This is a genomic window from Pseudomonas sp. BCRC 81390, from assembly GCF_030341915.1.
GTDB lineage: Bacteria > Pseudomonadota > Gammaproteobacteria > Pseudomonadales > Pseudomonadaceae > Aquipseudomonas.
Map to the genome: position 1 here is coordinate 558651 of NZ_JATAAG010000066.1, position 23571 is coordinate 582221.

The 23571-nt window shown below is 63.1% G+C and carries 21 protein-coding genes and 1 pseudogene; 16 read left to right on the plus strand and 6 right to left on the minus strand.

Annotation, left to right across the window (positions count from 1 at the left end):
• Positions 1-90: 90 nt before the first annotated feature.
• From QSV36_RS19175 to QSV36_RS19190, 4 genes are all read left to right on the plus strand, one after another.
• Positions 91-1419: an MFS transporter gene (locus QSV36_RS19175; protein WP_289134227.1), complete on the plus strand. Its 1329-nt coding sequence runs from the start codon at positions 91-93 to the stop codon at positions 1417-1419.
• 65 nt (positions 1420-1484) lie between these two features.
• Positions 1485-2378 carry a dihydrodipicolinate synthase family protein gene (locus QSV36_RS19180; protein WP_289133750.1) on the plus strand — a complete coding sequence of 298 codons (894 nt, stop codon included), beginning with the start codon at positions 1485-1487 and terminating at the stop codon, positions 2376-2378.
• Between the two features lie 13 nt (positions 2379-2391).
• Positions 2392-3882 carry an aldehyde dehydrogenase gene (locus QSV36_RS19185; protein ID WP_289133751.1) on the plus strand — a complete coding sequence of 497 codons (1491 nt, stop codon included), beginning with the start codon at positions 2392-2394 and terminating at the stop codon, positions 3880-3882.
• A gap of 220 nt (positions 3883-4102) precedes the next feature.
• Positions 4103-5848, plus strand: a complete 1746-nt coding sequence (locus tag QSV36_RS19190) for an MOSC domain-containing protein (protein WP_289133752.1) — start codon at positions 4103-4105, stop codon at positions 5846-5848.
• Positions 5849-5939: 91 nt separating this feature from the next.
• Here the strand turns inward: QSV36_RS19190 and chrA are convergent, their stop codons facing one another.
• The gene (gene chrA, locus QSV36_RS19195; RefSeq protein WP_289133753.1) at positions 5940-7310 is read right to left on the minus strand and encodes a chromate efflux transporter; all 1371 of its coding nucleotides are present in this window, start codon (positions 7308-7310) and stop codon (positions 5940-5942) included.
• Positions 7311-7601: 291 nt separating this feature from the next.
• Here chrA and QSV36_RS19200 point away from each other — a divergent pair, with 291 nt between their 5' ends.
• Both QSV36_RS19200 and QSV36_RS19205 read left to right on the plus strand, forming a co-directional pair.
• Positions 7602-8042: a YqaA family protein gene (locus QSV36_RS19200; protein ID WP_289133754.1), complete on the plus strand. Its 441-nt coding sequence runs from the start codon at positions 7602-7604 to the stop codon at positions 8040-8042.
• Positions 8039-8161: a hypothetical protein gene (locus QSV36_RS19205; RefSeq protein WP_289133755.1), complete on the plus strand. Its 123-nt coding sequence runs from the start codon at positions 8039-8041 to the stop codon at positions 8159-8161. The genes QSV36_RS19200 and QSV36_RS19205 overlap by 4 nt, the downstream gene beginning before the upstream one ends.
• A gap of 20 nt (positions 8162-8181) precedes the next feature.
• Here the strand turns inward: QSV36_RS19205 and QSV36_RS19210 are convergent.
• Positions 8182-8367, minus strand: a pseudogene (locus QSV36_RS19210) (aromatic alcohol reductase); the annotation flags it as partial.
• 227 nt (positions 8368-8594) lie between these two features.
• Here QSV36_RS19210 and QSV36_RS19215 point away from each other — a divergent pair.
• Positions 8595-9524, plus strand: coding sequence for a malate dehydrogenase (locus tag QSV36_RS19215; protein WP_289133756.1), 930 nt, complete (start codon positions 8595-8597; stop codon positions 9522-9524).
• A 58-nt stretch (positions 9525-9582) separates the two neighbouring features.
• Here the strand turns inward: QSV36_RS19215 and QSV36_RS19220 are convergent, their stop codons facing one another.
• Both QSV36_RS19220 and QSV36_RS19225 read right to left on the minus strand, forming a co-directional pair.
• Entirely contained in the window at positions 9583-10404 is an 822-nt protein-coding gene (locus QSV36_RS19220) for an amino acid ABC transporter permease (protein ID WP_289133757.1), read from the minus strand.
• Complete coding sequence (locus tag QSV36_RS19225) at positions 10401-11222, minus strand: ABC transporter substrate-binding protein (RefSeq protein WP_289133758.1); 822 nt, start codon at positions 11220-11222, stop codon at positions 10401-10403. The genes QSV36_RS19220 and QSV36_RS19225 overlap by 4 nt, the downstream gene beginning before the upstream one ends.
• A 118-nt stretch (positions 11223-11340) precedes the next feature.
• Here QSV36_RS19225 and QSV36_RS19230 point away from each other — a divergent pair, with 118 nt between their 5' ends.
• From QSV36_RS19230 to QSV36_RS19270, 9 genes are all read left to right on the plus strand, one after another.
• A complete protein-coding gene (locus QSV36_RS19230; RefSeq protein WP_289134229.1) occupies positions 11341-12225 on the plus strand; it encodes a homocysteine S-methyltransferase family protein in 885 nt (294 codons plus the stop codon).
• A 169-nt stretch (positions 12226-12394) separates the two neighbouring features.
• The gene (locus tag QSV36_RS19235; protein ID WP_289133759.1) at positions 12395-13666 is read left to right on the plus strand and encodes a cystathionine gamma-synthase family protein; all 1272 of its coding nucleotides are present in this window, start codon (positions 12395-12397) and stop codon (positions 13664-13666) included.
• 143 nt (positions 13667-13809) lie between these two features.
• Positions 13810-15249: an amino acid permease gene (locus tag QSV36_RS19240; protein WP_502945692.1), complete on the plus strand. Its 1440-nt coding sequence runs from the start codon at positions 13810-13812 to the stop codon at positions 15247-15249.
• Between the two features lie 46 nt (positions 15250-15295).
• On the plus strand, positions 15296-16180 hold the full coding sequence (locus QSV36_RS19245; RefSeq protein ID WP_289133761.1) for a LysR substrate-binding domain-containing protein: 885 nt from the start codon (positions 15296-15298) through the stop codon (positions 16178-16180).
• A 22-nt stretch (positions 16181-16202) separates the two neighbouring features.
• The gene (locus QSV36_RS19250; RefSeq protein WP_289133762.1) at positions 16203-17591 is read left to right on the plus strand and encodes a threonine synthase; all 1389 of its coding nucleotides are present in this window, start codon (positions 16203-16205) and stop codon (positions 17589-17591) included.
• Positions 17588-18025, plus strand: a complete 438-nt coding sequence (locus QSV36_RS19255) for an Lrp/AsnC family transcriptional regulator (protein WP_015268886.1) — start codon at positions 17588-17590, stop codon at positions 18023-18025. The genes QSV36_RS19250 and QSV36_RS19255 overlap by 4 nt, the downstream gene beginning before the upstream one ends.
• A gap of 206 nt (positions 18026-18231) precedes the next feature.
• Positions 18232-19275, plus strand: coding sequence for a homoserine dehydrogenase (locus tag QSV36_RS19260; protein ID WP_289133763.1), 1044 nt, complete (start codon positions 18232-18234; stop codon positions 19273-19275).
• Between the two features lie 12 nt (positions 19276-19287).
• Complete coding sequence (locus tag QSV36_RS19265) at positions 19288-20706, plus strand: aldehyde dehydrogenase family protein (protein ID WP_289133764.1); 1419 nt, start codon at positions 19288-19290, stop codon at positions 20704-20706.
• Between the two features lie 42 nt (positions 20707-20748).
• Positions 20749-21072, plus strand: coding sequence for a RidA family protein (locus tag QSV36_RS19270; RefSeq protein WP_289134231.1), 324 nt, complete (start codon positions 20749-20751; stop codon positions 21070-21072).
• Positions 21073-21096: 24 nt separating this feature from the next.
• On the opposite strand, the gene QSV36_RS19275 is transcribed toward QSV36_RS19270, so the two are convergent.
• Both QSV36_RS19275 and glyA read right to left on the minus strand, forming a co-directional pair.
• Positions 21097-22044 carry an arsenic resistance protein gene (locus tag QSV36_RS19275; protein ID WP_289133765.1) on the minus strand — a complete coding sequence of 316 codons (948 nt, stop codon included), beginning with the start codon at positions 22042-22044 and terminating at the stop codon, positions 21097-21099.
• Positions 22045-22189: 145 nt separating this feature from the next.
• Positions 22190-23443, minus strand: coding sequence for a serine hydroxymethyltransferase (gene glyA / locus QSV36_RS19280; RefSeq protein ID WP_186689252.1), 1254 nt, complete (start codon positions 23441-23443; stop codon positions 22190-22192).
• Positions 23444-23571 lie beyond the last annotated feature (128 nt).

Below are 23571 nucleotides of genomic sequence, written 5' to 3' on the forward strand. Positions count from 1 at the left end.
TTCGACAACACGGAGCTGAATGTGATTTTCAGCTTCGCGGAGTCGTTCGTCCTCAAACAGGCTGCACTTTGGTCATGGCAGGAGAAAACAATGACAAATTCCAATGTATCAATCGAAGACGTCCCTATTAATCGGTTTCATCAGTTTCTGACGGTACGCTCTGGCGGTGGATCGTTCGTTGACGGTTATGTGCTTAGCATCATTGGCGTGGCCATGGCGCAAATGTCCGTCGGGCTTGGCCTGTCCAGTTTCTGGCAGGGCATGATCGCCGCCTCGGCGTTGATCGGCATTTTTTTCGGCGGCTTCTTCGGCGGGTGGTTGACCGATCGTTTTGGTCGCAAACGCGTTTTCTTCGTCGGCCCCACCCTGTTCGTTCTGTCATCCGTCGCGCAGTTCTGGGTCGAATCGGCGCTAGCACTGTTCTTGTTGCGCTTTGCCATTGGCATCGCGGTCGGCATCGAATATCCGGTAGCCACTTCGCTGCTGGTAGAGTTCCTGCCCAAGAAGAACCGGGGGCCCCGCCTGGCCACCCTCACTGTGCTGTGGTTCGCAGGTGCGGCCATGGCCTACATGGTCGGGGAAGCGATTCTTCACCACGGCGGTGATGATGCATGGCGCATGGTCCTGGCCAGCGCAGCAGTAGTTGGTAGCGTGTTGTTCATGTTGCGCCTGGGTACCCCTGAGTCGCCACGCTGGCTTATCAGCAAGGGCCGCAGCGCCGAGGCTGAGCAGGTTATCAAGCGTGTATATGGCAATGATTTCTCGCTGCGCAACCTGCCAGAAGAGCCAAAAACGCGAAAACTGTCATTCCTCAGCCTGCTGCATTCCGGCTACGGCAAGCGCATGTTGTTCGTCACCATGTTCTGGACGTGCTCGGTCATTCCAGTGTTCGCCGTCTATGCCTTCGCCCCGAAGGTGCTCGGCGCGCTCAACCTCAAAGGCGAGTGGGCGTCGATCGGCTCCGTCGCAATCACTTGCCTGTTCGTGGTCGGCTGCATCGTTGCTACACGCCTGATCAACGGCCTTGGCCGGCGTACCACGCTGCTGCACAGCTTCCTGTGGTCGGGGCTGGCGCTGCTGGGCCTGGGCGCATTCAGTAACGGTTCGGAAATGCTGATCCTGGCCTTGTTCGGCGCCTATGCACTGTTCATTGGCGGTGCCCAAGTGCTGCAGCTTGTTTACCCCAATGAACTTTTCCCTACCGAAGTCCGCGCCGGCGCGGTGGGTGTGGGCACCTCCATGTCGCGCGTCGGCGCTGCGGTCGGTACCTGGTTGGTGCCGATTGCCCTCGATACCTACGGAATCGGCGCAACCATGTATGCCGCCGCGGCAGTGACCTTCGTCGGCCTGGCGTTCTCCTTCGCGCTGGCACCCGAAACCCGATCGATGAATCTGCAACAGGCCGCCTCGCTCGCCTGATTTGAACCACAACTGTCGCGGCGCGCAGCGTCGCGGCTTTCACTTGTATCCCTGGAGAACCTACCGTGAAATTTGAAGGCATCTACACCCCGGCAATCACTCCATTGGCAGCGGACGGCTCGATCGACAAAGCGGCCTTCGCCGAAGTGCTCGAGTATCTGGTCGAGTCGAAGATTCACGGTGTGATCATCGGCGGCTCGACCGGTGAATACTATGCTCACACCACTCAAGAGCGCATCGAACTGGCCGCCCAGGCCAAGGACGTGCTCAATGGCCGCCTGCCGCTGATCGTTGGTACCGGTGGCATTCGCACCGAAGACGCCGTGGCCTTCGCCAAGCATGCCAAGGAAATCAAGGCCGATGCGCTGCTGGTCGGTACCCCGCCGTATGCGCTGCCGACCCAGCAGGAAATTGCTCTGCACGTCAAAGCAGTCGACGCTGCCGCCGGCCTGCCGATCATGCTCTACAACTACCCAGGCCGCATGAGCGTGAGCATGGGCGAGGAGTTCTTCGACGCCGTCGCCGACGTGAAGAACATCGTTGCCATCAAGGAAAGCTCCGGTGACATGGCCCAGCTCCATCGCCTGGCCATCAAGCGCCCGTACATCCAGCTGTCGTGCGGCTGGGACGATCAGGCCCTGGAGTTCTTCGCCTGGGGCGCCAAGAGCTGGGTTTGCGCCGGCTCCAACTTCATCCCGCGCGAGCACGTGGCCCTGTACGAGGCCTGCGTGGTCGAGAAGAACTTCGACAAAGGCCGCAAGATCATGGCCGCCATGATGCCGCTGATGGACTTCCTCGAAGGTGGCAAGTTCGTCCAGTCGATCAAGTACGGCTGCGCCCTCAATGGCCTGAGCACCGGCGGCGTACGCAAGCCGCTGTACGACCTCGACGCTGCCGAGAAGCAGGAACTGCAGCGCGTGGTCAGTGAACTGAAGGCCACCATCGCCCAGATCAAATAAGGAGGTTGTGAAAATGGCTGAATTGCTGAGCAAGGAACAATACGCGGCCATCGCCGCCGACCTGCAATTGCGCAACCAGGCGTTCATCGACGGTGAATTCCGCGATGCCATCTCAGGCCGCACCTTCGTCACCACCAACCCGGCCACCGGCAAGCAGCTGGCTGAGGTCGCCGCCTGCGACGTCAACGACGTCAACGTTGCCGTGGCTGCAGCCAAACGTGTTTTCGAAGCGGGCACCTGGTCGAAGATGCAGCCGAACGACCGCAAGCACGTGCTGCAGAAGTTCGCCCAACTGCTCGAAGACAACGCCCACGAGCTGGCGGTACTGGAAGCGCTGGACAGCGGCAAGCCGGTCAGCGAGTGCCAAACCGTCGACGTGCCGGAAACCATTCACACTATCCGCTGGCATGCCGAGCTGATCGACAAGATCTACGACGCCACTGCCCCAACCGGCAATGCCGCTGTGACCATGGTGGTGCGTGAAGCCATCGGCGTGGTCGGCCTGGTGCTGCCGTGGAACTTCCCACTGCTGATGCTGGCCTGGAAGATCGCCCCGTCGCTGGCCGCCGGTTGCTCGATCGTGGTCAAACCAGCGAAGGAAACCACCCTCAGCGCCCTGCGCGTGGCGGAACTGGCCCACGAGGCTGGTATTCCCGCAGGCGTATTCAACCTGGTACCAGGCGGTGGCCGTGAAGTGGGCGAGGCCATCGGCCGCCACATGGACATCCCGATGGTCAGCTTTACTGGCTCGACCGACACCGGCCGCCTGTTCCTCAAGTATGCCGCCGAGTCCAACCTCAAGCGCATCGTCCTGGAACTGGGGGGCAAGAACCCAGCCGTGGTCATGAACGACTGCGAAGACCTCGACGAAGTGGCCCAGTACGTCACCGCCGGTGCATTTTGGAACATGGGTGAGAACTGCTCTGCTTCCTCGCGCCTGATCGTGCACAAGGACGTAAAGGACCAGCTGCTGGGTCTGATCGCCAAGCACCTGAAGGACTGGAAGCTGGGCGACCCGCTCGACCCGGACAACCGCCTGGGCGCCATGGTCAGCAAGTCGCACTTCGAGAAGGTGAAGTCGTACCTGGAATACGCTGCCGAGCAGAAACTCAGCATCGTTCAGGGCGGCGAAACCGAGGAAGGCGTGTTCGTGCAGCCGACCATCGTCGACAACGTTGATCGCGACAACAAGCTGTTTGTCGAGGAAATCTTTGGCCCGGTGCTGAGCGTGACCAGCTTCGAGACCATCGACGAGGCAATCGAACTGGCCAACGACACCGTCTATGGCCTGGCCGCTTCGGCCTATACCGGCAGCCTGCGCAATGCGCTGCGCCTGTCGCGCGAAATCCGCGCCGGTGTGGTGACGGTCAACTGCTTCGGTGAAGGTGATGTCTCCACGCCGTTCGGTGGCTACAAAGAGTCTGGCTTTGGTGGGCGCGACAAGTCCATCTGGGCCCATGATCAGTACACGGAGCTGAAGACCATCTGGATCAACGCTTCGTGACTGGTGGGACGCGGGTGGTGCAATGGCCTGCGTCCTGATCCCGCGCTGTTCTGACGGAGTTCGGTGCGGACCCGGCCACTGCCCCTCCGGGCAGTGGCTTTTTTTTGCATCAGTGGCGAGCGAATGGATGACCGGCATTGCATGCATCCAGCGATTCGGCGCCGTCAGGTCACGCAGGGCTTCAAGTAATTCCTACGAACTTGTGAATAGGGCATGTCAGATGGCTCACGTCGTTTCGCTGTTCCGCTATCCAATAAAGGGCTTCGCGGGTGAAAAGCTCGACAGTGTCTCGCTGGAATACGGTAAAGGTTTTCCAGGCGACCGTGCGGTAGCCATTACACGAAGTGGAGCGGCTGCTGGCGCCGCCCCCTATCAGCAGCTCACGACCAATCCGGCGCTTGTTCATTTTCTACCTGGCAAAAGCCTCGGCGCAGCGACGCTCCATGAAAGGCAGCCGGTGCCTCGTGGAGACTTGCTGACTGATCCAGCACTACTGGCCGAATTCTTTGGTGCACAAGCACGCGTCGTTGATCGAAACGATTGTCTCGGCCATTGGGATTTTGATGACTCGGCACTGTCCATCATCAATGTCAGGACAGTACAGGCGCTGTCTACGCTAATGGGCGTAACGATCGACCCCATGCGTTTTCGCGGCAACATCTATATCGATGCGGAACCCTTCTCGGAATTCGGATGGCTTGGCAAAGGTGTAGATTTTGGTCAGTCCCGTCTCTCGATTATCCGGCCAATCAAGCGCTGTCGCGCGACCTCGGTAAACCCGCAGACGGGCGATCTGGACATGAACATTCCCGCCCAACTGAACCGACATTTCGGTCACATGTATTGCGGTGTCTATGCACAGGTCGAGCAAGCAGGAACGCTATTACCTGACGATAGGATTGCAGCGACGCAGGCGCATTACAGCGAACGGCTGGCAATAGCTGCCAAGGTTCCCAGGGCACCTGCGTTGGTTTCCTGGCCGCGTCCTGCCGAAGTGGTTGAGATTTTTGAGGAAGCGCCGGGCATTCGCTCAGTATGGCTCCGAGATCCCCTGGCCGTGCTTGGCTCGCTGGACCGCTTTGTGGCTGGGCAGCATGTTGCAGTTCATCACCTGGCAGTAGATGGCACGTGGCGTCGCTACACCGTGTCAGGCATCGAGGATGATCGGTTGCGAATCACGGTGAAGCAGGGGAGTGGTGCCGGCTCCCAAGCTATCCATGCTTTAGAAACAGGGCAGCGTCTACATCTGACAGGGCCTTGCGGCCCAGATGCCTTCAGTCTGGACGCTCCAGCTAATCTCTTTCTTACCGCGGGGATAGGCATAACCCCTACGATCACCAAGCTTAGAGCACTCGTGGAAGCGGGCTACCCGCATCCTGTGCGTGTCGTGCATACCGTGAAATGCAGCGACGATTTAGCGCTGTGGAATGAGGTTACCAAGCTGGTTGGGCAACTGAGCCAAGGTTCTATCGCTTTGCATGTGACCCAGGGGAAGAGGGGCATTGAAGGCGCGATCAAATACAGGCCGGACCTATCCGCGTTGGTTACCGATGCTGCCGATAGTGGAGCTGCCATCCATGTTTGCGGGCCTGAAGGCTTTCAGAGGCAGGTACAGAACAGCGTCATTCAGGCGGACGCTGCCGATCGGCTGCACATGGACAGCTTCGCAACCCCCGATAGTCCAGTTGAGATGCGCAAAATTCCTGAATGTGGTCCATTCACCGTCACTTTTAGCAGAACAGGGCTTTCGGCGACTTGGCATCCTTCGGACGGCCCCCTTCTCAGCTTCGCAGAAGCCAAAGGGCTCGTACTACCGGCCCATTGCCGTGCCGGGTTATGTCAAACCTGCGGGTGCGCGGTGTTGGAGGGAAAAATTCAGAATCTCACTGATTCACCAGTGACAAATGATGGCTATGCCTACTTATGCGCAGCAGTACCTGCAAGTGACATCATATTAGACTGTTGAAGGTGAAAACTGCCGGATCGATTCGGCAGGTTGCAGAATGACCCGGGTGTCGCGTTGCTGCGGCGATTCCCATTGTGAATCGCCCCTGGTTTCAAGCCCGCAGCAAATGCACCACCAGGCCAAGCACGGCACAGCCAAACAGCACCTGAATCACCCCCCGCTTGAAGCGGAACAAGGCCACCGCCGCCGCAACCGCAATCACCGCCGAAGGCCAGTCGAACGCGCCAGCGAACCCCTTCGGCCAAAGCACGTGATAACCGAAGAACATCGCCAGGTTCAGGATCACCCCTACCACCGCCGCCGTAATCCCGGTCAGCGGTGCAGTGAACTTCACCTCGTTATGCGTCGACTCCACCAACGGCCCACCGCCGAGAATGAACAGGAACGACGGCAGGAAGGTGAACCAGGTGACCAGGCTGGCCGCGACCGCGCCAGCGAGGAACGGGTGTTCCGTGCCAAACATCGGGTGCAGGTAACCCCCAACGAAGCCGACAAAGGCCACCACCATGATCAGTGGCCCTGGCGTGGTTTCACCCAGGGCGAGCCCGTCGATCATCTGCGCCGGTGACAGCCAGCCGTAATGCCCGACAGCGCCCTGGTAGACATAGGGCAACACGGCGTAGGCCCCGCCAAAGGTCAACAGCGCCGCCTTGGTAAAGAACCAGCCCATCTGGGTCAGGGTCGCACCCCAGCCAAACGCCAGGGTCAGCAGTGCCATGGGCAGGCACCACAGCGCAGCACCGGCCAGCAGCAGGCGCAGCAGGTGACCCCAGCTGAAACGGGCATGTTCGGGCGTCGGGGTGTCGTCATCGATCAGCGCCGGGCCATAGCTGTTCTTCGCAGCCCCATGGCCACCACCGATCACGAACTTGTCCGGGGCGAAGCGGCCACCCGCATAGCCGATCAGCGCGGCGGCCAGCACGATCAGCGGGAACGGCACGTTGAGCGCGAAGATAGCCACGAACGAGGCCGCAGCCATGGCCCACAACCAGCCGTTCTTCAGCGCCCGCGAGCCGATCCGGTGGGCCGCATGAACGACGATGGCGGTGACCGCCGGCTTGATGCCATAGAAGATGCCGGCGACCACCGGCACATCGCCAAAGGCAAGGTAGACCCAGGACAAGCCAATCAGGATGAACAGCGAAGGCAGCACGAACAGCGCGCCGGCAATGACGCCGCCCCACGAGCGGTGCATCAACCAGCCGATGTAAGTGGCGAGCTGCTGGGCCTCGGGGCCGGGCAGCAGCATGCAGTAGTTCAGTGCATGCAGGAAACGCTTCTCGCTGATCCACCGACGGCGCTCGACCAGCTCCTGGTGCATGATCGAAATCTGCCCGGCAGGCCCACCAAAGCTGATGAAACCCAGCTTGAGCCAGAACAGGAAGGCCTCGAACAGGCCGACCGGCCGCAGGGCAGCGTGCGGCTTTGACTGTTCGCTCACGGCGGAGGGGGTATCAACCATTTTCGATTTCCTCACTTGCGAAAGCCGTCAGCAGCCCATCGAAGATGCCCCGGCAACTGTAGTCAGTTGGTTGTGATTGCCATTGCTTTCTCACAAGCTTGCGAGGATACGCTCTATACCCGACGTCTCGGAAGGTTGGTTGCCTCTTACATTCAAGCAAGTAGCGGCCACGTCGCGTTGACCCTCTCCCCGAGGGCGGCTAGCATCGCCAACGAAACGTTTCGCTGGCCGATCCCCCACAACCATCGGCCGCCCTCAAATGCAAGCAAATCACCAGGTACCTGTAGCGCCTTGTTCGAACTCACCAGCTACCTCGGGCTGTTCCTGGCCGCGTTTGCAGCGGCGACCTTGTTACCCATGCAATCGGAAGCGGCGCTGGTCGCGATGCTCCTGTCCGGGCACTACCTGCCAGTGACGCTCGTCGCGGTGGCCACCGCCGGCAACGTGCTCGGCTCAGTGGCGAACTGGGGGCTTGGCCGAGGCATCGAACGGTTCCGCCACAGGCGCTGGTTCCCGGTCAGCGAGGCCAAGCTGGAGAAGGCGCAGGTCATGTACCGGCGCTACGGATACTGGTCACTGCTGCTGAGCTGGGTGCCGCTGATCGGCGATCCGATCACCCTGGTGGCCGGGGTCATGCGCGAGCCGTTCTGGCGGTTCCTGCTGCTGGTCATCCTGGCCAAGGGCGGGCGTTACCTGGCGCTGACGCTTGTGGTGCTCGGCAGCATGCCATGACGCCGGACCCCGTCTGCCCGGTGGCAGCGCGGCACACCCGCCAGGGCTTGATCAAGTGGAACTACTGGTCCTGCCCGGGTCACTTGCTGGCGTTGTCGGGCATTCGCCAACGGCCGTAGCGCCCATCACGTCATGCCTTGCCAAGTGCATTGACGGTGGCGTTTTTTAAATCGACCACTTCAAAGACCGGTTCGAACAGGAAGCTGGTGAACATGCCCGTCGAGATGATCACCCACTCGGTCCGGTCCTGGGCCCGCAGCAGCTCGCGGACATCAAGCTGGGCATCGACAAGGTCCTGTGGGCTGCCGCGCCCGATCACCTCGAAACCTGTGGCAGTGAGGGTCGGTGGCGGGGTGCATGGCACGGGCTTCGTCCATGTACGCGAGGGGACCCGCGCTCATGGACGGACCGCGCCGCGTCCTCGAGCGTATCGACGGTAGTCGCATGGCTACCGTGCATCGACCTGCGACTGGTCATTCAGCCCCAACGGACAATACTTCATCTCTATACGCAGGCGTGTTCCTGGTGGCGCGCGCCGCTGGGAGGTGTCAGATGAACAAACTGTCAATCGTAGGCGCCGGCATCGTCGGCGAGGCGGCGGCCCAGATCATTGCCCGGGACGAGCTGTGCCGTGAACTGGTGCTGATGGACGTGCAGGGTGAAATGGCCAAGGGCAAGGCGCTGGACGTGTGGCAAGCCGCCGTCGAATCAGGTTCCGATACCCGCGTGCATGGCGGCGGCAACGCCGAGTTGCTGCAGGGCTCCGAGCTGGTGGTGATCACCGCAGGCGTGCCGCGCAAGCCGGGCCAGTCGCGTCAGGATGTCCTCGCGACCAACCTGCCCATCCTCGACGGCATCATGGCGGACATCAAGCAACACGCGCCGGCGGCCACAGTGCTGGTAGTGTCCAACCCGGTCGATGTGCTCACCTACCGCGCCTGGAGCCTCAGCGGGCAGGGGCGCAACAAGGTGTTCGGCCAGGCAGGGGTGCTGGATACCGCGCGAATGAAATGCTTCATCGCCGAACAGACCGGTTTCTCGGCCCGTGATATCACCGCGCTGGTGCTGGGCGGGCATGGCGACAGCATGGTGCCGCTGATGCGCTACTGCCAGATCGGCTCGGTGCCGTTGTCGCACTTCCTGTCCAGTGAGCAGATCAAGCAGATCGTCGAGCGGACGCGCAAAGGTGGCGGCGAGATCCTTGGTTTGAAGAAGCTGGGTAGCGCCTGCGATGCGCCGGGTGTGGCCATTGCGCAGATGGTGGATGCGATCGCCAACGGGCGGAACCGCATCTTGCCAGCGGTAGCGATTCTGGAGGGCGAGTATGGGCGCAAGGATATCGCCATGGGCGTGCCTTGCGTACTGGCCGAGGAGGGGCTGGCGCGGGTGATCGAGCTGCCGCTGGATGCGCAGGAGCAGGCGATGTTCGACCAGTCGGCCGATCAGGTGGCGCGGGATATTGCCGAAATGAAAGCACTTTGACTGTCTGTGGGAGCGGGTACATCCGCTCCCACCGAGAGCTGCCTACCGAGCCTGGCCCTCAGCGCTGGTAAGCCCGGCCAAAATGCCGCTCCAGCCGCGCCTGCACCAGCTCCAGCAGAATCGACAGCACCCAGTAGATGATTGCCGCCGTGGTCAGCATTTCCAGGTAGCGATAGCTCGAGCGCCCGTACGACTGCGCCAGGAACATCACCTCCCAGACGCCCATTACCGAGATCAGCGACGAGTCCTTGAGCATCGAGATGAACTGGTTGGCCGTCGGTGGAATGATCACGCGCATGGCCTGGGGCAGGACGATGTGCCAGAAGATCTGCGGCGTGCGCATGCCCAGTGCCAGCGCCGCTTCACGCTGCCCACGGGCGACACCGAGGATGCCGGCGCGGAAGATCTCGCTCAGGTAGGCGCCATAGTTCAACGACAGGGCGATGATGCCGGCACTGATGGCGCCCGGCACCAGGCCCAGCTGTGGCAGGCCCAGGTAGATCAGCAGGATCTGGATCAGCAGCGGCGTGCCGCGGAAGAACGAGGTGTAGAAGCTGGCGATGCCCACCAGCACTGCACTGTTCGACAAGCGCGCCAAGGCCGCGGCAAAGCCGAACAGCACCGACACCAGCATCGAACACAGGCACAGGAACAGGGTCAGCGCCGCACCTTGCAGAAAGCCGTTGGGCTCCAGCTTGAAGCCGGCGAGGTTGGGGAACTTCTCCAGGATGATCGAGAACTTCAGGTCGAAGCTGAGGAAAAACGCGACGAACAGGCCGAATAGCGCCAGCCAGGTCAGCAGCAGGCGGGTACGAAAGCCGAACAGGCTGGCACCCGTGGTTTTCACCACGGGCTTGAGGGACGGGGGGAAGGTGCTCATTTGCTGATATCGGCGCCGATCCATTTCTGCGACAGCTTGGCCAGGGTGCCATCAGCCTTCAGCTCGGCAAACACCTGGCGTACCTTGGCATCCCACTCGGGGTCGCCTTTTTCGATGGCCACCGAGTTCGGCTCCTCGTACAGCGGGGCGCCGGCCAGCTTGAAGCGCTTGTCCTGGTCCAGGCGCGGCTGCGCGGTCACCAGGTTGGTGAGGATGGCGTCCAGGCGCACGCCAGCGCCCAGGCCCAGGTCCTGGAAGGCGACGTTGTCGGTGTCGTACGGCGCGATCTGCACGAAGTCGAAGGGGTAGTCGATCTTCTGCTCTTCCTTGCCTTCGATCACCAGGTTCTTGTTCAGGTAGCTCTCGTAGCTCGATGCACTGGTCAGGCCGACCTTGCGGCCGTCCAGGTCTTTCGCGCCATGGATGCGCTCATCCTTGGCGTTGACCACGATCACCGCAGGCGAGGCGTAGTATTCCACCGGGAAGTCGAACACCTCGGCGCGGGCCTTGCTCGGGGTCATCGAGCAGATGCAGATGTCATAGCGGCCACTCCAGCGGCCCGCGGCGATCACGTCCCAAGACGGGGTTTCCAGGCGCAGCTTGACGCCCAGCTTGTCTGCCACGGCCTTGGCCACATCCACGTCGAAACCAGCCAACTGGTTCTGCTCGTTGACGAAGGAGAACGGCGGGTAGCTTTCCATCAGCACGTTGACCAGTTCCTTGCGCGATTCAACCCGCTCGAGCGTGGCGCCAGCAAAGGCCTGGGAAGCAGTCGCGAGCAGCACGAGGCCCGCACCGAGCACAGTAGGAAAACGCATGTACATACCTGAAATGTTGGCCAATGGGGAGAAAGTGTATTTAATAGTTATAAACCAAACTCACATAATGAATTTAATTCATAAGAACCTGCAGAGTAGTTATATGAAACAGCGAGCGATGGTGATTCTCGACGGTGGCATGGGCCGTGAACTGCAGCGCAGTGGCGCGCCGTTTCGCCAGCCTGAATGGTCGGCGCTGGCGCTGAGCGAGGCGCCCGAAGCGGTGGTTGGCGTACACGCTGCGTTCATCGCCGCCGGTGCCCAGGTCATCACCAGCAACAGTTATGCGGTGGTGCCTTTCCACATTGGCGAAGAGCGTTTTGCCAAGGAAGGCCGCCAACTGGCCAATATCGCAGGGCAGCTGGCGCGGCACGCGGCCGATGTCGGCGCGCACCCGGTCAAGGTGGCGGGCTCGCTGCCGCCGCTGTTCGGCTCCTACCGCCCGGACCTGTTCCAGCCCGAGCGCGTCGAGGAAGTGCTGTCGCCGCTGTTGCAGGGCCTGGCGCCGCATGTCGACCTGTGGCTGGCCGAAACCCAGAGCTCGGTTGCCGAAGTACGGGCGATCCACGCCCACCTGCCGGAAGACGGCAAGCCGTTCTGGGTGTCGTTTACCTTGCAGGACGAAGACGTGGACGACACCCCGCGCCTGCGCTCCGGCGAACCGGTGGCCGAGGCCATCGAGGCGGTGGTCGGCCTGGGTGCGGCGGCCGTGCTGTTCAACTGCAGCCAGCCCGAGGTCATCGGCGCTGCGCTGGATGTGGCGCGCTCGGTGATCGAGCGACACGACGCTGACGTTGCCATCGGTGCCTATGCCAACGCCTTCCCGCCGCAGCCGAAGGAAGCCACCGCCAATGATGGCCTGGATGAGCTGCGCGAAGACCTTGACCCGCCGGGTTACCTGGCCTGGGCCGCTGACTGGCGCAAGCGTGGCGCCAGCATGGTCGGCGGCTGCTGTGGCATCGGCCCGGAGCACATCGCCGAGCTGAAACGCAATCTGGCGTAAGGCTATCAGGGGGCTGGGCGGCTGCCGCACCCGCCCAGCCCCCAGCCATTAAAAAAAACGCCACTCAGACCCGGATTCCATCGTTTTTCAGTCCCCCGCCATGTCCCTATAGTCCGCTGAAAGCCGATGCTTGATCGGCATACACAATTCAGCCGTGCGGGAACCGGATATGAACAACAACGAAAAATTCGAGGGCAATGCAGCGGCCGGTGTCGGTACGCGCGTGGTGTGGGGCGGCGAGCAGGTGCAGCACCCGTACAACGCCACCCAGCCCCCGATCGTGGTCAGCGCCGCCTACGGCTACAACGATATCGACGCCTGGTACGACGTGGCCCAGGGCAAACTGCCGGGCTACATCTACAGCCGCATGAGCAACCCGACGGTCGCCACCCTGGAAGCCAAGCTGTGCGAGCTGGAGCAGGCCGAGTCGGCCGTGGCCTTCAGCAGTGGCATGGCGGCCATCAGCGCGGTGCTGCATACCTTCCTCTGCACCGGCAAGCGCGTGGTGTCGACCCGCGACAGCTACGGTGGCACCAACAAGATCTTCGAAGAATTCCTGCCGCGCATGGGCGTGCAGGTGTGCCTGTGCGACACCCTCGACAGCGAGGCGCTGGAGCGCGAAATTGCCGCCGGCTGCGACGTGCTGTACCTGGAAACCCCGACCAACCCGACCTTGAAGGTACTGGACATCCAGCGCCTGTGTGCGGCCGCCCGCCGGGTCGGCGCGCTGGTAGTGGCCGACAACACCTTCGCCACCCCGCTGAACCAGAACCCGCTGGCCCTGGGCGTGGACGTGGTGGTGCACAGCGCCACCAAGTTCCTGTCCGGGCACGGTGACGTGCTGGGCGGGGTGGTTTGCGGTGCCGAGCCGCTGATGGCGCAGGTGCGGCACTACCGTGAGATCAACGGTGCAGCGCTGGACCCGTTTTCCGCCTATCTGATCATCCGCGGGATCAAGACCCTGGTCTTGCGCCTGCGTCAGCAACAGGCCAGCGCCCAGGCCCTGGCCCAGTACCTGAGCAGCGAACCGCTGGTCGAAGCGGTCAACTACCCAGGGTTGCCGGAGCACCCGGGCCATGCGATCGCCAAGGCGCAGATGCGCGGCTTCGGGGCCATTGTCAGCTTCGTGCTCAAGGGCGGCATGCCCACCGTGGCGCAGCTGCTGCCGCGCCTGAAATACGCCCACCGGGCCGGCAACCTGGGCGCGGTGGAAACCATCTACGGCCCGGCGCGAACCACCAGCCATGTGGAAAACACCCTCGAAGAACGCCTGGCCCTGGGCATTTCCGAGGGGCTGGTGCGCATTTCGGTGGGCATCGAAGACACCGAGGACCTGCTGGCAGACCTGGCACAGGCGTGTGCAGCGGTCCGCCAGGAGTTGGCCGCAGCAAAGGACTTGCACGGTGACGCGTACGCCGGCCTGGCCGCAGTACAGGCCTGAGGCAGGCGCGTGGCACCCGTTCCTTGCGGTGGGTGCCAGTTCATGAAGTCGAACAAAAACAATATGCAAGGCAATTCGCTTCGCTCTGCCAAGACGAGGTCGTTGCAACGTCCTTGCCCGCCAACTTTCATGAGAAAACCACAATGTCCCTGCAGACAACTACAACGACAAATGCTTCTGCGCATGGCTTCAAGCAGGATATGCAAACCCGCCATATCGTCATGCTGGCGCTGGGCGGTGTCATCGGTACCGGCCTGTTCCTGACATCGGGCTACACGGTCAACCAGGCGGGGCCCCTGGGTGCGGTCATCGCCTATATCCTCGGCGCGATCATGGTCTACCTGGTGATGATGTGCCTGGGCGAACTGGCGGTGCACATGCCCGAGGTCGGCTCGTTCAGCAGTTACGCCACGCGCTACATCGGGCCGGGTACCGGCTACATGGTGGCGTGGATGTACTGGCTGACCTGGACCGTGGCCATTGGCTCGGAATTCACCGCCGCCGGCATCCTCATGGTGCGCTGGTTCCCCGATACGCCGGTGTGGCTGTGGAGTGCCCTGTTCGGCCTGGCAGTGTTCATCAGCAATATCATTTCGGTGCGCTCGTTTGCCGAGACCGAATTCTGGCTGTCACTGATCAAGGTGCTGGCGGTGGTTGCCTTCCTGGTGGTGGGCGGCGGCGCGATCCTCGGCGTGTTCGAGATCACCCAGGCGCACAGTGTCGGGCTGGGCAACTTCACCCGCGAAGGGCTGTTCCCCACCGGCTTCTGGTCGATTGCCATGACCCTGCTGGCGGTGGCCTTCGCCTTCTCCGGCACCGAGCTGATCGGCATTGCCGCCGGCGAAACCCGTGACCCGGAAAAGAACGTACCCAAGGCCATCCGCACCACGGTGCTGCGCCTGGCGCTGTTCTTCGTCGGTACCATTTTCGTCCTCGCCACCTTGTTGCCGCGCGAGCAGGCCGGCGTGGTGGAAAGCCCGTTCGTGATGGCCTTTGAAATGATCGGCATCCCCTACGCGGCAGACATCATGAACTTCGTCATCATCACTGCGCTGCTGTCCGCAGCCAACTCCGGGCTCTATGCCGCCGCGCGCATGCTCTGGACCCTCAGCGACCAAGGCAACATGCCACGCCGCTATGCCGCGCTGTCCCGCCGTGGCACGCCGTTCAATGCCATCGTCCTGAGCATGGCCGGCGGCATGGCGTCGCTGCTTAGCAGCGTGTTCGCGCCCGACACCATCTACCTGGCGCTGGTGTCGATTTCCGGGCTGGCGGTGGTGGTGGTATGGATCAGCATCGCGGCCAGCCAGATGGCCTTCCGTCGCCATTACCTGGCCCATGGCGGCAAGCTCGAAGACCTCAAGTTCCGCGTGCGCGGCTACCCGTTCGTACCGCTGGCGGCGATTTTCTGCTGCGTCCTGGCCTGCGTGGGCATCGCCTTCGACCCGGCCCAGCGCGTGGCCCTGTACTTCGGCCTGCCGTTCATTGCCTGGTGCTACCTGGCGTACTGGCTGACCCGCAGGTTCCGCGCGCAGCATCCGCTGCCGCTGCAAGCCGTGACGCCGGGTTCCGAGCCTGCCTGAGCAGAGTGATACTAGGCCACCGGAACGTTGCCACGAGAAACCGCCGATGACCCAGAAAACCCTGCCCCCGTTGAACTGGCTGAGAGCCTTCGAAGTGTCGGCGCGTTACCTCAACTTCACCCATGCTGCGGAAGAGCTGCACCTTACCCAAGGGGCGGTGAGCCAGCAGATTCGGCATCTGGAAAGCCAGCTGGGGGTGGCGCTGTTCAAGCGTCTGCCCCGGGGGCTGGGGTTGACCGAAGAAGGGCAGTCCTACCTGCCGGTGGTGCAGGACGCGATCAGCCGCCTGGCGGTGGGCACCAATGAAATCTTCGGGCAACGCCAGCGGCGGCCGCTGAAAGTGCGCGGCAGCCTGTCGTTCCTGCACTTCTGGCTGGCCCCCCGGCTGGCCGATTTCCGCCGTGCCCACCCGCAGGTGGATATCCGCTACATCAGCAACCTGTGGGTCAAGGAACTGGATGCCGAAGACGACCTGGAAATCCGCTGGGGTAGCGGCCAGTGGCAGGGAGTGGAGGCGCAGCGGCTGACCCGCGACCTGCTGGTGCCGGTCTGCTCGCCTGCGCTGGTCGCAGGTTCGCCGTTACGCGAGCCACGCGACCTGGCAGGCGTGCCGTTGCTGCATGTGCTGGGTTACGAGGAGGGCTGGGGCTACTGGCTGGAGCGGGTTGGCGCCGATCAGGTCGATTCCTCCAGCGGCCTGCAGTTCGACACCCTGGTGTCGACCTTGCGCATGGCGGAGTTGGGGCTTGGGGTGGCGCTGGCGCGTTCGTCGCTGGTCGAGGACTTGCTGCAGGAAGGGCGGCTGGTAGCGCCTTTTACCCAGCGTATCGAGGCGAGCGAATCGTTCTACCTGGTACGCGGCCTGGGTGAGGCGCTGTCCAGCGATGCCCAGGCCTTTAGCCACTGGTTGGTGGCGATGGCTCACCGTTAATCAATACATACCTGGAGCACCGATGCAGTACACATCCACGCGTGGCAACGAGATACGGGTTGATTTCCGCGCGGCGCTGCTTTCCGGCCTGGCCGACGATGGCGGGCTGTACGTGCCGACTGCGGTGCCAACCTTCAGCCAGCAGGAAATCGCCAGCTGGTCCTGGCTGCCGTTCGATGAACTGGCCTGGCGGGTGATGGCACCGTTTGTCGGCGATACCCTCGACGAGCCCACCCTCAGGGCGCTGGTCAGCGACAGCTATCGCGGGTTCAAACACCGTGGCATTGCGCCGTTGCAGCAGATTGGCCATAACGAATGGATCCTGCAGCTGTTTCACGGGCCGACCCGCTCCTCCAAGGACTTTGCCGCGCAGTTGCAGGCGCGGCTCATCCGCCATTTCCTCGGCGCCGATTGCGAGCGGGTGATGTTGGTCGGGGCCAGCAACGGCGACACCGCGGTGGCGGCCATCGACGCCTTGCGTCATTGCCCGACGGCACGCCTGCTGGCGTTGTATCCCAACGCCGGAACGCCGCCCGACCGGGCCGCGGTGATGCGCAATGCCGCGGGCGAAAGCGTCAGCTGCGTGGCCGTGGCTGGCAGCTTCGATGATTGCCAGTCGCTGGTGTCGGCGCTGCTGCGCGCATGGCCGTGCCCCGAGCTGATTCCGGTCAGCTTCAATTCGACCAACTGGGTCGGCGTGTTGGCGCAGATCGTGTTCTATTTCCATGCGGCGCTGCAGTTGGGCGGGGGCATCCGGCCGGTCGGTTTCAGCATTCCCACGGCCAGTTTTGCCGAGATCTACGCGGGTTTCCTCGCCCAGAAGATGGGCCTGCCGATCAACCAGATCATTGTTTCCACCAACCGCAACGATGCCTTGCACCGCTTCATCCACTGCAATCGTTACAGCCGTGGCTCAACCAGCCAGACCTTGTCGCCGGTCATGGACTTCTCGCTGTTCTCCAACCTGGAGCGCTTCGTCTGGGAGCTGTATGACCGCGACGGCGCGGCGACGCGGGCGCTGATGGAGCACTTCGAGGATTGTGGTGAGCTGAGCATCGGCAACCGCCAGTGGCTGCATGCGCGCATGCTGTTCGACTCGTATGCCGTGGACGACGCGCGGATCCGCGAGGAAATCGTCACGCTGTTCCAGGAAACCGGCACTGCGGTAGACCCGCATGCGGCTACCGGGGCATTCGCCGGGCGCCTGCACCGGCGCAACATTGGCGCGCCGATCGTTACCCTGGGGCAATTCGCCCCGGAAAAGTCCGCCGCGCTGCTGGCGGAACTGGGGGCCTGGCACGGCGAGCTGCCAGCCAGCGTCGCGGATGCCGCAGGCAGCGGGCCGCTGCTGGCGCCCGAGGACCTGGCGGGGGTTCATGAACTGCTGGCCCAGTTGCAGGCACGGCGATGAAGCGCATTCTCGACCCCCTGGACGAGCGCATTCTCGCCGAGCTCACCGCCAATGCGCGCATCGCCCATGCCGAGCTGGGGCTGAAAGTGAACCTGTCGCGCAATGCGGTTCGCCAGCGCATCGAACGCCTGGAGCGTGACGGGGCCATCCAGGGCTACACCTTGCGCATTGGCGAGGGGCGCCGGCCGACCTCGTTGATCAACGCGGTGATCTTCGTCTACCGCTACGACCGTATGCGCGGGGAAGCGGTGCTCGATGCCCTGCGCCAGATCCCCGAGGTGATCCAGTGTGAAGTGCTCAGCGGCGAATTCGACCTGCTGCTGCGCGTCGAGGCCTCCAGCCCGGAGCGGGTGCATCATGTGTGGAAGGAAATTGCCGCCATGCCCGGGGTCGAGAACACGGTGACCTCGTTCGTCCTGGCCACGGTTATCTGAACCGCCCCGTTGCCCCCAACCCGCGATACCACAACGCCGCCCGGGCTTGCGCCCTGGCGGCGTTGTGCATTCCGGGTGCCGTTGGAACGCGGTTCGGGCACTGGCCAGATTGGCCAATAAATACAGCGGATTGCCATATTCAACTGGCATTGCCCGGCTCATAGGCTTGTCCTCATCGACCCATCGCCTGGAAAGGACAGCAAACCATGACCGAATACAAGATCGCACTCGTTGGCTTTGGCGGCGTGAACCGTGCCTTGGCCCAACTCATCGCCGAACGCAACGCACGCTGGCAGCAAGAACTGGGCTTTACCTTGAAGATCGTCGGTGTCACCGACCTGTTCCTCGGTTCGGTGATCGACCGCGATGGCCTGGATGCGGCCAGGCTGGTGGCCTTGCCCGCCGAGAAGGGCGCCCTGGCGCAGTTCCCGCAGGGTTCGGCAGAGGCATTCAACGAGGCGGTGATCAAGCAGTCCGGCGCTGACATCATCGCCGAAGCCACCTTCACCAACCCCAAGGATGGCGAGCCGGCAGCAACCTTCTGCCGTTGGGCACTGGAAGCGGGCAAGCATGTGGTCACCACCAACAAGGGGCCGATCGCCTTGCATGCCCAGGCGCTGAAAAACCTGGCCAAGGCCAACGGCGTATCGTTCGAATACGAAGGCGCAGTGATGAGCGGTACACCCGTGCTGCGCATGGCCCGGCAGACGCTGGCCGGCGCCGGCCTGGTCGGCTTCGAGGGCATCCTCAACGGTACTTCGAACTACGTACTGACGCGCATGGAACAAGGGCTTGGCTTTGCCGATGCAGTGGCGCAGGCACAAGCGCTTGGCTACGCCGAGGCAGACCCGACGGCCGATGTGGAGGGGCATGACGTGCGCCTGAAAGTGGTCATCCTTGCCAACGAGCTGCTCGGTGCCTGCCTGCAGGTGAGCGATGTCACCTGCAGCGGTATCAGTGGCATCGACAGCGCGGCGATCCAGCAGGCGCAGGCGGCGGGCCAGCGTTGGAAGCTGATCGGCAGTGCCAGCCGGCAGGCCGATGGCTCGGTGCGCGCCAGTGTCGAAGCGCGCCTGTTGCCGGGTAACCACCCCCTGGCCGGCATCACTGGCGCAACCAATGCAGTGGCGTTCGACACCGAGTTGCTGGGCGCGGTGACCGTGTCTGGCCCGGGTGCGGGGCGTGTCGAAACGGCCTTTGCCCTGCTGTCGGATATCGTCGCCATCCACACCGCTGGCCGTTCGGCCTGAGGAGCTACGTTCATGAGCCTGACTTCCGTGTCCCGGGTAGCCTTCCAGCAACCCGCCCTGATTGATGTGTACAGTCCCTACGATGGCAGCCTGGTCGGCAGCGTCGCCAACCTCACTGCCGACGCGGTGCCGGGCCTGCTGGCGCGTGCTCGCCAGGGTGTACGCGAAAGTGCCGCGCTGCCCCGGCACCGTCGCGCCAGCATTCTTGAGCAGGCCGCCCGCCTCATCGAACGCGACGCTGCCGATTTTGCCGGGCTGATTGTCGATGAAGCGGGCAAGACCCTGCGCCAGGCCGAAAAGGAGGTAAAGCGCTGCATCAACACGCTCAAGCTGTCCGCCGAGGAAGCGCGGCGCAACGCCGGGGAAGTGGTGCCCTTCGATGCCTATGAAGGCTCCGAATCGCGCCAGGGCTGGTTCACCCGCGAGCCGCTGGGGCTGATCCTGGCCATCACCCCGTACAACGACCCGCTCAACCTGGTGGCACACAAGCTGGGGCCGGCCATTGCTGGCGGCAATGCCGTTATCCTCAAGCCTTCCGAGCTGGCCCCGTTATCGGCGCTCAAGCTGGTGCAGTACCTCACCGACGCAGGGCTGCCGGAAGCCGTTGTCAGCGTTGCCACCGGCGGCGCCGAACTGGGCAAGGCGCTGGTGGCCGTGCGTGATGTGCGCATGGTTTCCTTTACCGGCGGCTTCGCCACGGGCGAGCAGATTGCCCAGGGCGCGGGCCTGAAAAAGCTCGCCATGGACCTGGGCGGTAACGCCCCGGTGCTGGTGCTCAAGGACTGCGACCTCGAAGCCACTGTCGAGTCGTGCGTATCGGGCGCCTTCTGGGCCGCCGGGCAGAACTGCATCGGCACCCAGCGCATCCTGGTCGACGCCTCGATCTATGACGCGTTTCGCCAGCGCTTCGTCGCCCTGACCCAGGCCATGGTGCTGGGTGACCCGGGGCGGCGTGAAACCGACATGGGGCCGATGATCAGCGAGGCCGCTGCACGGCACATCGAAGAGCGCGTCAACCAGGCCCTGCAGGGTGGCGCCCGCCTGCTCTGTGGCCATAAGCGGCAGGGGGCCAGCTATGCGCCGACAGTACTGGAAGGCGTCGACCACGCCAGCCGGCTGTGGCGTGAAGAGGTATTCGCCCCGGTGGTAATGCTGGCGCCCTTCGAGGACATCGAACAGGCCGTCGCCTTGGCCAATGCCCCTGAGTACAGCTTGCATGCCGGGGTGTTTACCCGTGACTTGTCCTTGGCACTGAGCCTGGCGAAGCGCATCGAGGCAGGCGGCGTGATGATCAACGACTCGTCCGACTACCGCTTCGACGCCATGCCATTCGGTGGTTCCAAGTATGGGAGCCTGGGCCGCGAGGGGGTGCGGTTCGCCTACGAGGACATGACCCAACCCAAGGTCGTGTGCATCAACCAGATGGGCTGAGAGGGGAAGCCTATGATCGAGCGATATGGGGTCGGCCAGCGGATGTCGTTGGCGGTCAGCTACAGGGGCCTGTTCGAAACCGCTGGCGTGGTTGCCGACGACCTGCAGCAGGATGTGCAGGGGCAATTGCGCCAGGCGCTGAATACCATCGACAGGCTGATGGCTGAGGCCAGGGTGGGCAAGGACCAGTTGACCCGAGTTCAGCTATGGATCGCCGACTACCGGCACTTCGACCTGGTGAACGAGGTGTATGACGCCTGGTTGCAGGGCTGTGCCAAACCGGCACGGGCCTGCGTCGGTGCCGACCTGGGGGAGGGCTACCTGGTCGAGGTGCAGGTGTTTGCCGTGTGTGGCGAGCGCCCCTGACCGGCGATGGCATATGCCTGCGGGTCAGCGCACCAGCCGTTGTATCACCCGTACGTAGACGAGTTCGCTCAGCAGCTCGACCAATGTCTGGGTGATCACGGCGGCCGCCGCCAGCCCGCGCACCTCGTCCGGTAACGCCAGCGCCAGCGGCAGCACTACCAGCGAGTTGCGCGTGGCGGCGCTGAAGGTTACCGCGCGTGCTTCGCTGGCCGGCAGGCGCAGCAGGCGCGCCGCGAGCATGCCGAGCAGTGGTGCCGCAAGCATGAAGCCCAGGTATACCGGAATCACCGGCAGCAAACGCTCGAAGTCATCGAATACCACGGTGATCTGCGAAGCGATCACTACCATCAGCACCAGAGCCATCGCTGGTACCGGCAGCCATGCCCAGGCGCTGTTCCACGCTGAAACCCTGCGTGAGCGACGGGCGCCGGCGCTGGTGAGCACGGCCAGGGCCAGCGGCAGCACGATCAGCAGCACGAAGGCTTCCACGAACGGGGTGATGGCGAGCGGCACGTTGTCACCCAGCATCAGCGCCAGGTATAGCGGCAGCAACGCCAGTTGCGCCAGCAACAGCACAGGTGTGGCGGCCAGGGTCAGGCGCGCATCGCCTTTGCCGATATGGGTGAACACCACCACATAGTCGATGCACGGGGTCAGCAGCACCAGCAGTGCGCCGACGAGGATGGCCGGGTGGTCGCCCAGCCCACGGGTGATGGCCCAGACCAGCAGCGGCACAAGAATGAAGTTGGCCAGCAGCAGGGCGGCGATGAAGCGGCGGTTACCCAGGCCTTGGCGCAGGTCGAGGAAGGGAATCTGCAGGAACATCGCGTACATCAGCACGGCGATGGCGGGCGTGATCAGGGCTTGCAACAGGCGCGCGCTATCGCTGGCCAGCAGGCCGAAGGCGACGGCGGCGAGTACGACGGCGAAATAGATCGGGATCTGCCGGGTTTCGAGTTGCTCTCTGGTCAAGGTGCGGCCTGTGCTTGCTGGCTGAAAAGGCACACAGGGTAATACGCACTATCAGCAGGGTGTCGCGATTTTTTGCAGGCGCGGCAGGCCCGAAACGAAAAAGCCCGGCACTGGGCCGGGCTTTTTCCTGTCAGGCAATCGCCAATCAGTTGCCGTAGACCGGCAGCTTCTTGCAGATAGCCTTGACCTTCTCACGTACGGCGTCAATGACCGCTTCGTTGTTCAGGTCAGCCAGGATGTCGCAGATCCAGCCAGCCAGCTCGCGGCACTCGGCTTCCTTGAAACCACGGGTGGTCACGGCCGGGGTGCCGAAACGCAGGCCCGAGGTGACGAACGGGGAACGTGGGTCGTTCGGTACCGAGTTCTTGTTGACGGTGATGAAGGCTTTGCCCAGTGCAGCGTCAGCATCCTTACCGGAGATTTCCTGCTTGATCAGCGACAGCAGGAACAGGTGGTTCTGGGTGCCACCGGAAACTACGTCGAAACCACGCTCGATGAACACGGCGGCCATGGCCTGGGCGTTCTTCACCACCTGCTGCTGGTAAGCCTTGAACTCAGGCTGCAGGGCTTCCTTGAAGCAGATGGCCTTGGCCGCGATGACGTGCTCCAGCGGGCCACCCTGGGCGCCCGGGAAGACGGCGGAGTTCAGCTTCTTCTCGATCTCTTCGTTCTTGCGAGCGAGGATCAGGCCGCCGCGCGGGCCGCGCAGGGTCTTGTGGGTGGTGGTGGTGACCACGTCGGCGAACGGCACCGGGTTCGGGTACACGCCAGCGGCAACCAGGCCGGCAACGTGGGCCATGTCGACGAACAGGTAGGCACCGACCTTGTCGGCGATGGCGCGGAAGCGGGCGAAGTCCAGAACCTGCGAGTAGGCCGAGAAGCCGGCAACGATCATCTTCGGCTTGTGCTCGACCGCCAGGCGCTCGACTTCGTCGTAGTCGATCAGGCCGTTGGCATCGATGCCGTACTGGATGGCGTTGTACAGTTTGCCCGAAGAGCTGACCGAAGCGCCGTGGGTCAGGTGGCCACCGTGGGCCAGGCTCATGCCCAGGATGGTGTCACCGGCCGACAGCAGGGCCAGGTACACAGCGGCGTTGGCCTGGGAGCCGGCGTGCGGCTGGACGTTGGCGTAGTCGGCGCCGAACAGCTGCTTGGCACGGTCGATGGCCAGTTGCTCGACGACGTCGACGTACTCGCAACCACCGTAGTAGCGCTTGCCCGGGTAGCCTTCGGCGTACTTGTTGGTCAGGACCGAGCCCTGGGCTTCCATGACTGCCGGGCTGGTGTAGTTTTCCGAAGCGATCAGCTCGATATGCTCTTCCTGGCGCAGAGCTTCTTGCTGCATGGCTTCGAAGAGCTCGGCGTCGTACTTGGCAATGGTCAAATCACGGCTGAACATGGCGGTCCTCAAGGATCGGGGTGAATTGGGGGGGCATTCTAACCGATTGATTCGCCGCTGGCATATGAACTGGCATCAAGTCGCGGACCAATGGGCTTCATGTTGCATCCCGCGCCGTGTCTGGGCTG

What these genes read in the sequence shown, in the direction of transcription:
- QSV36_RS19175 (WP_289134227.1), top strand. Translation starts at nt 91, where the DNA reads ATGACAAATTCCAATGTATCAATCGAAGACGTCCCTATTAATCGGTTT.
- QSV36_RS19185 (WP_289133751.1), top strand. Translation starts at nt 2,392, where the DNA reads ATGGCTGAATTGCTGAGCAAGGAACAATACGCGGCCATCGCCGCCGAC.
- QSV36_RS19190 (WP_289133752.1), top strand. Translation starts at nt 4,103, where the DNA reads ATGGCTCACGTCGTTTCGCTGTTCCGCTATCCAATAAAGGGCTTCGCG.
- chrA (WP_289133753.1), bottom strand. Translation starts at nt 7,310, where the DNA reads ATGGTTGATACCCCCTCCGCCGTGAGCGAACAGTCAAAGCCGCACGCT.
- QSV36_RS19205 (WP_289133755.1), top strand. Translation starts at nt 8,039, where the DNA reads ATGACGCCGGACCCCGTCTGCCCGGTGGCAGCGCGGCACACCCGCCAG.
- QSV36_RS19215 (WP_289133756.1), top strand. Translation starts at nt 8,595, where the DNA reads ATGAACAAACTGTCAATCGTAGGCGCCGGCATCGTCGGCGAGGCGGCG.
- QSV36_RS19220 (WP_289133757.1), bottom strand. Translation starts at nt 10,404, where the DNA reads ATGAGCACCTTCCCCCCGTCCCTCAAGCCCGTGGTGAAAACCACGGGT.
- QSV36_RS19225 (WP_289133758.1), bottom strand. Translation starts at nt 11,222, where the DNA reads ATGCGTTTTCCTACTGTGCTCGGTGCGGGCCTCGTGCTGCTCGCGACT.
- QSV36_RS19230 (WP_289134229.1), top strand. Translation starts at nt 11,341, where the DNA reads ATGGTGATTCTCGACGGTGGCATGGGCCGTGAACTGCAGCGCAGTGGC.
- QSV36_RS19235 (WP_289133759.1), top strand. Translation starts at nt 12,395, where the DNA reads ATGAACAACAACGAAAAATTCGAGGGCAATGCAGCGGCCGGTGTCGGT.
- QSV36_RS19240 (WP_502945692.1), top strand. Translation starts at nt 13,810, where the DNA reads ATGTCCCTGCAGACAACTACAACGACAAATGCTTCTGCGCATGGCTTC.
- QSV36_RS19245 (WP_289133761.1), top strand. Translation starts at nt 15,296, where the DNA reads ATGACCCAGAAAACCCTGCCCCCGTTGAACTGGCTGAGAGCCTTCGAA.
- QSV36_RS19250 (WP_289133762.1), top strand. Translation starts at nt 16,203, where the DNA reads ATGCAGTACACATCCACGCGTGGCAACGAGATACGGGTTGATTTCCGC.
- QSV36_RS19255 (WP_015268886.1), top strand. Translation starts at nt 17,588, where the DNA reads ATGAAGCGCATTCTCGACCCCCTGGACGAGCGCATTCTCGCCGAGCTC.
- QSV36_RS19260 (WP_289133763.1), top strand. Translation starts at nt 18,232, where the DNA reads ATGACCGAATACAAGATCGCACTCGTTGGCTTTGGCGGCGTGAACCGT.
- QSV36_RS19265 (WP_289133764.1), top strand. Translation starts at nt 19,288, where the DNA reads ATGAGCCTGACTTCCGTGTCCCGGGTAGCCTTCCAGCAACCCGCCCTG.
- QSV36_RS19270 (WP_289134231.1), top strand. Translation starts at nt 20,749, where the DNA reads ATGTCGTTGGCGGTCAGCTACAGGGGCCTGTTCGAAACCGCTGGCGTG.
- glyA (WP_186689252.1), bottom strand. Translation starts at nt 23,443, where the DNA reads ATGTTCAGCCGTGATTTGACCATTGCCAAGTACGACGCCGAGCTCTTC.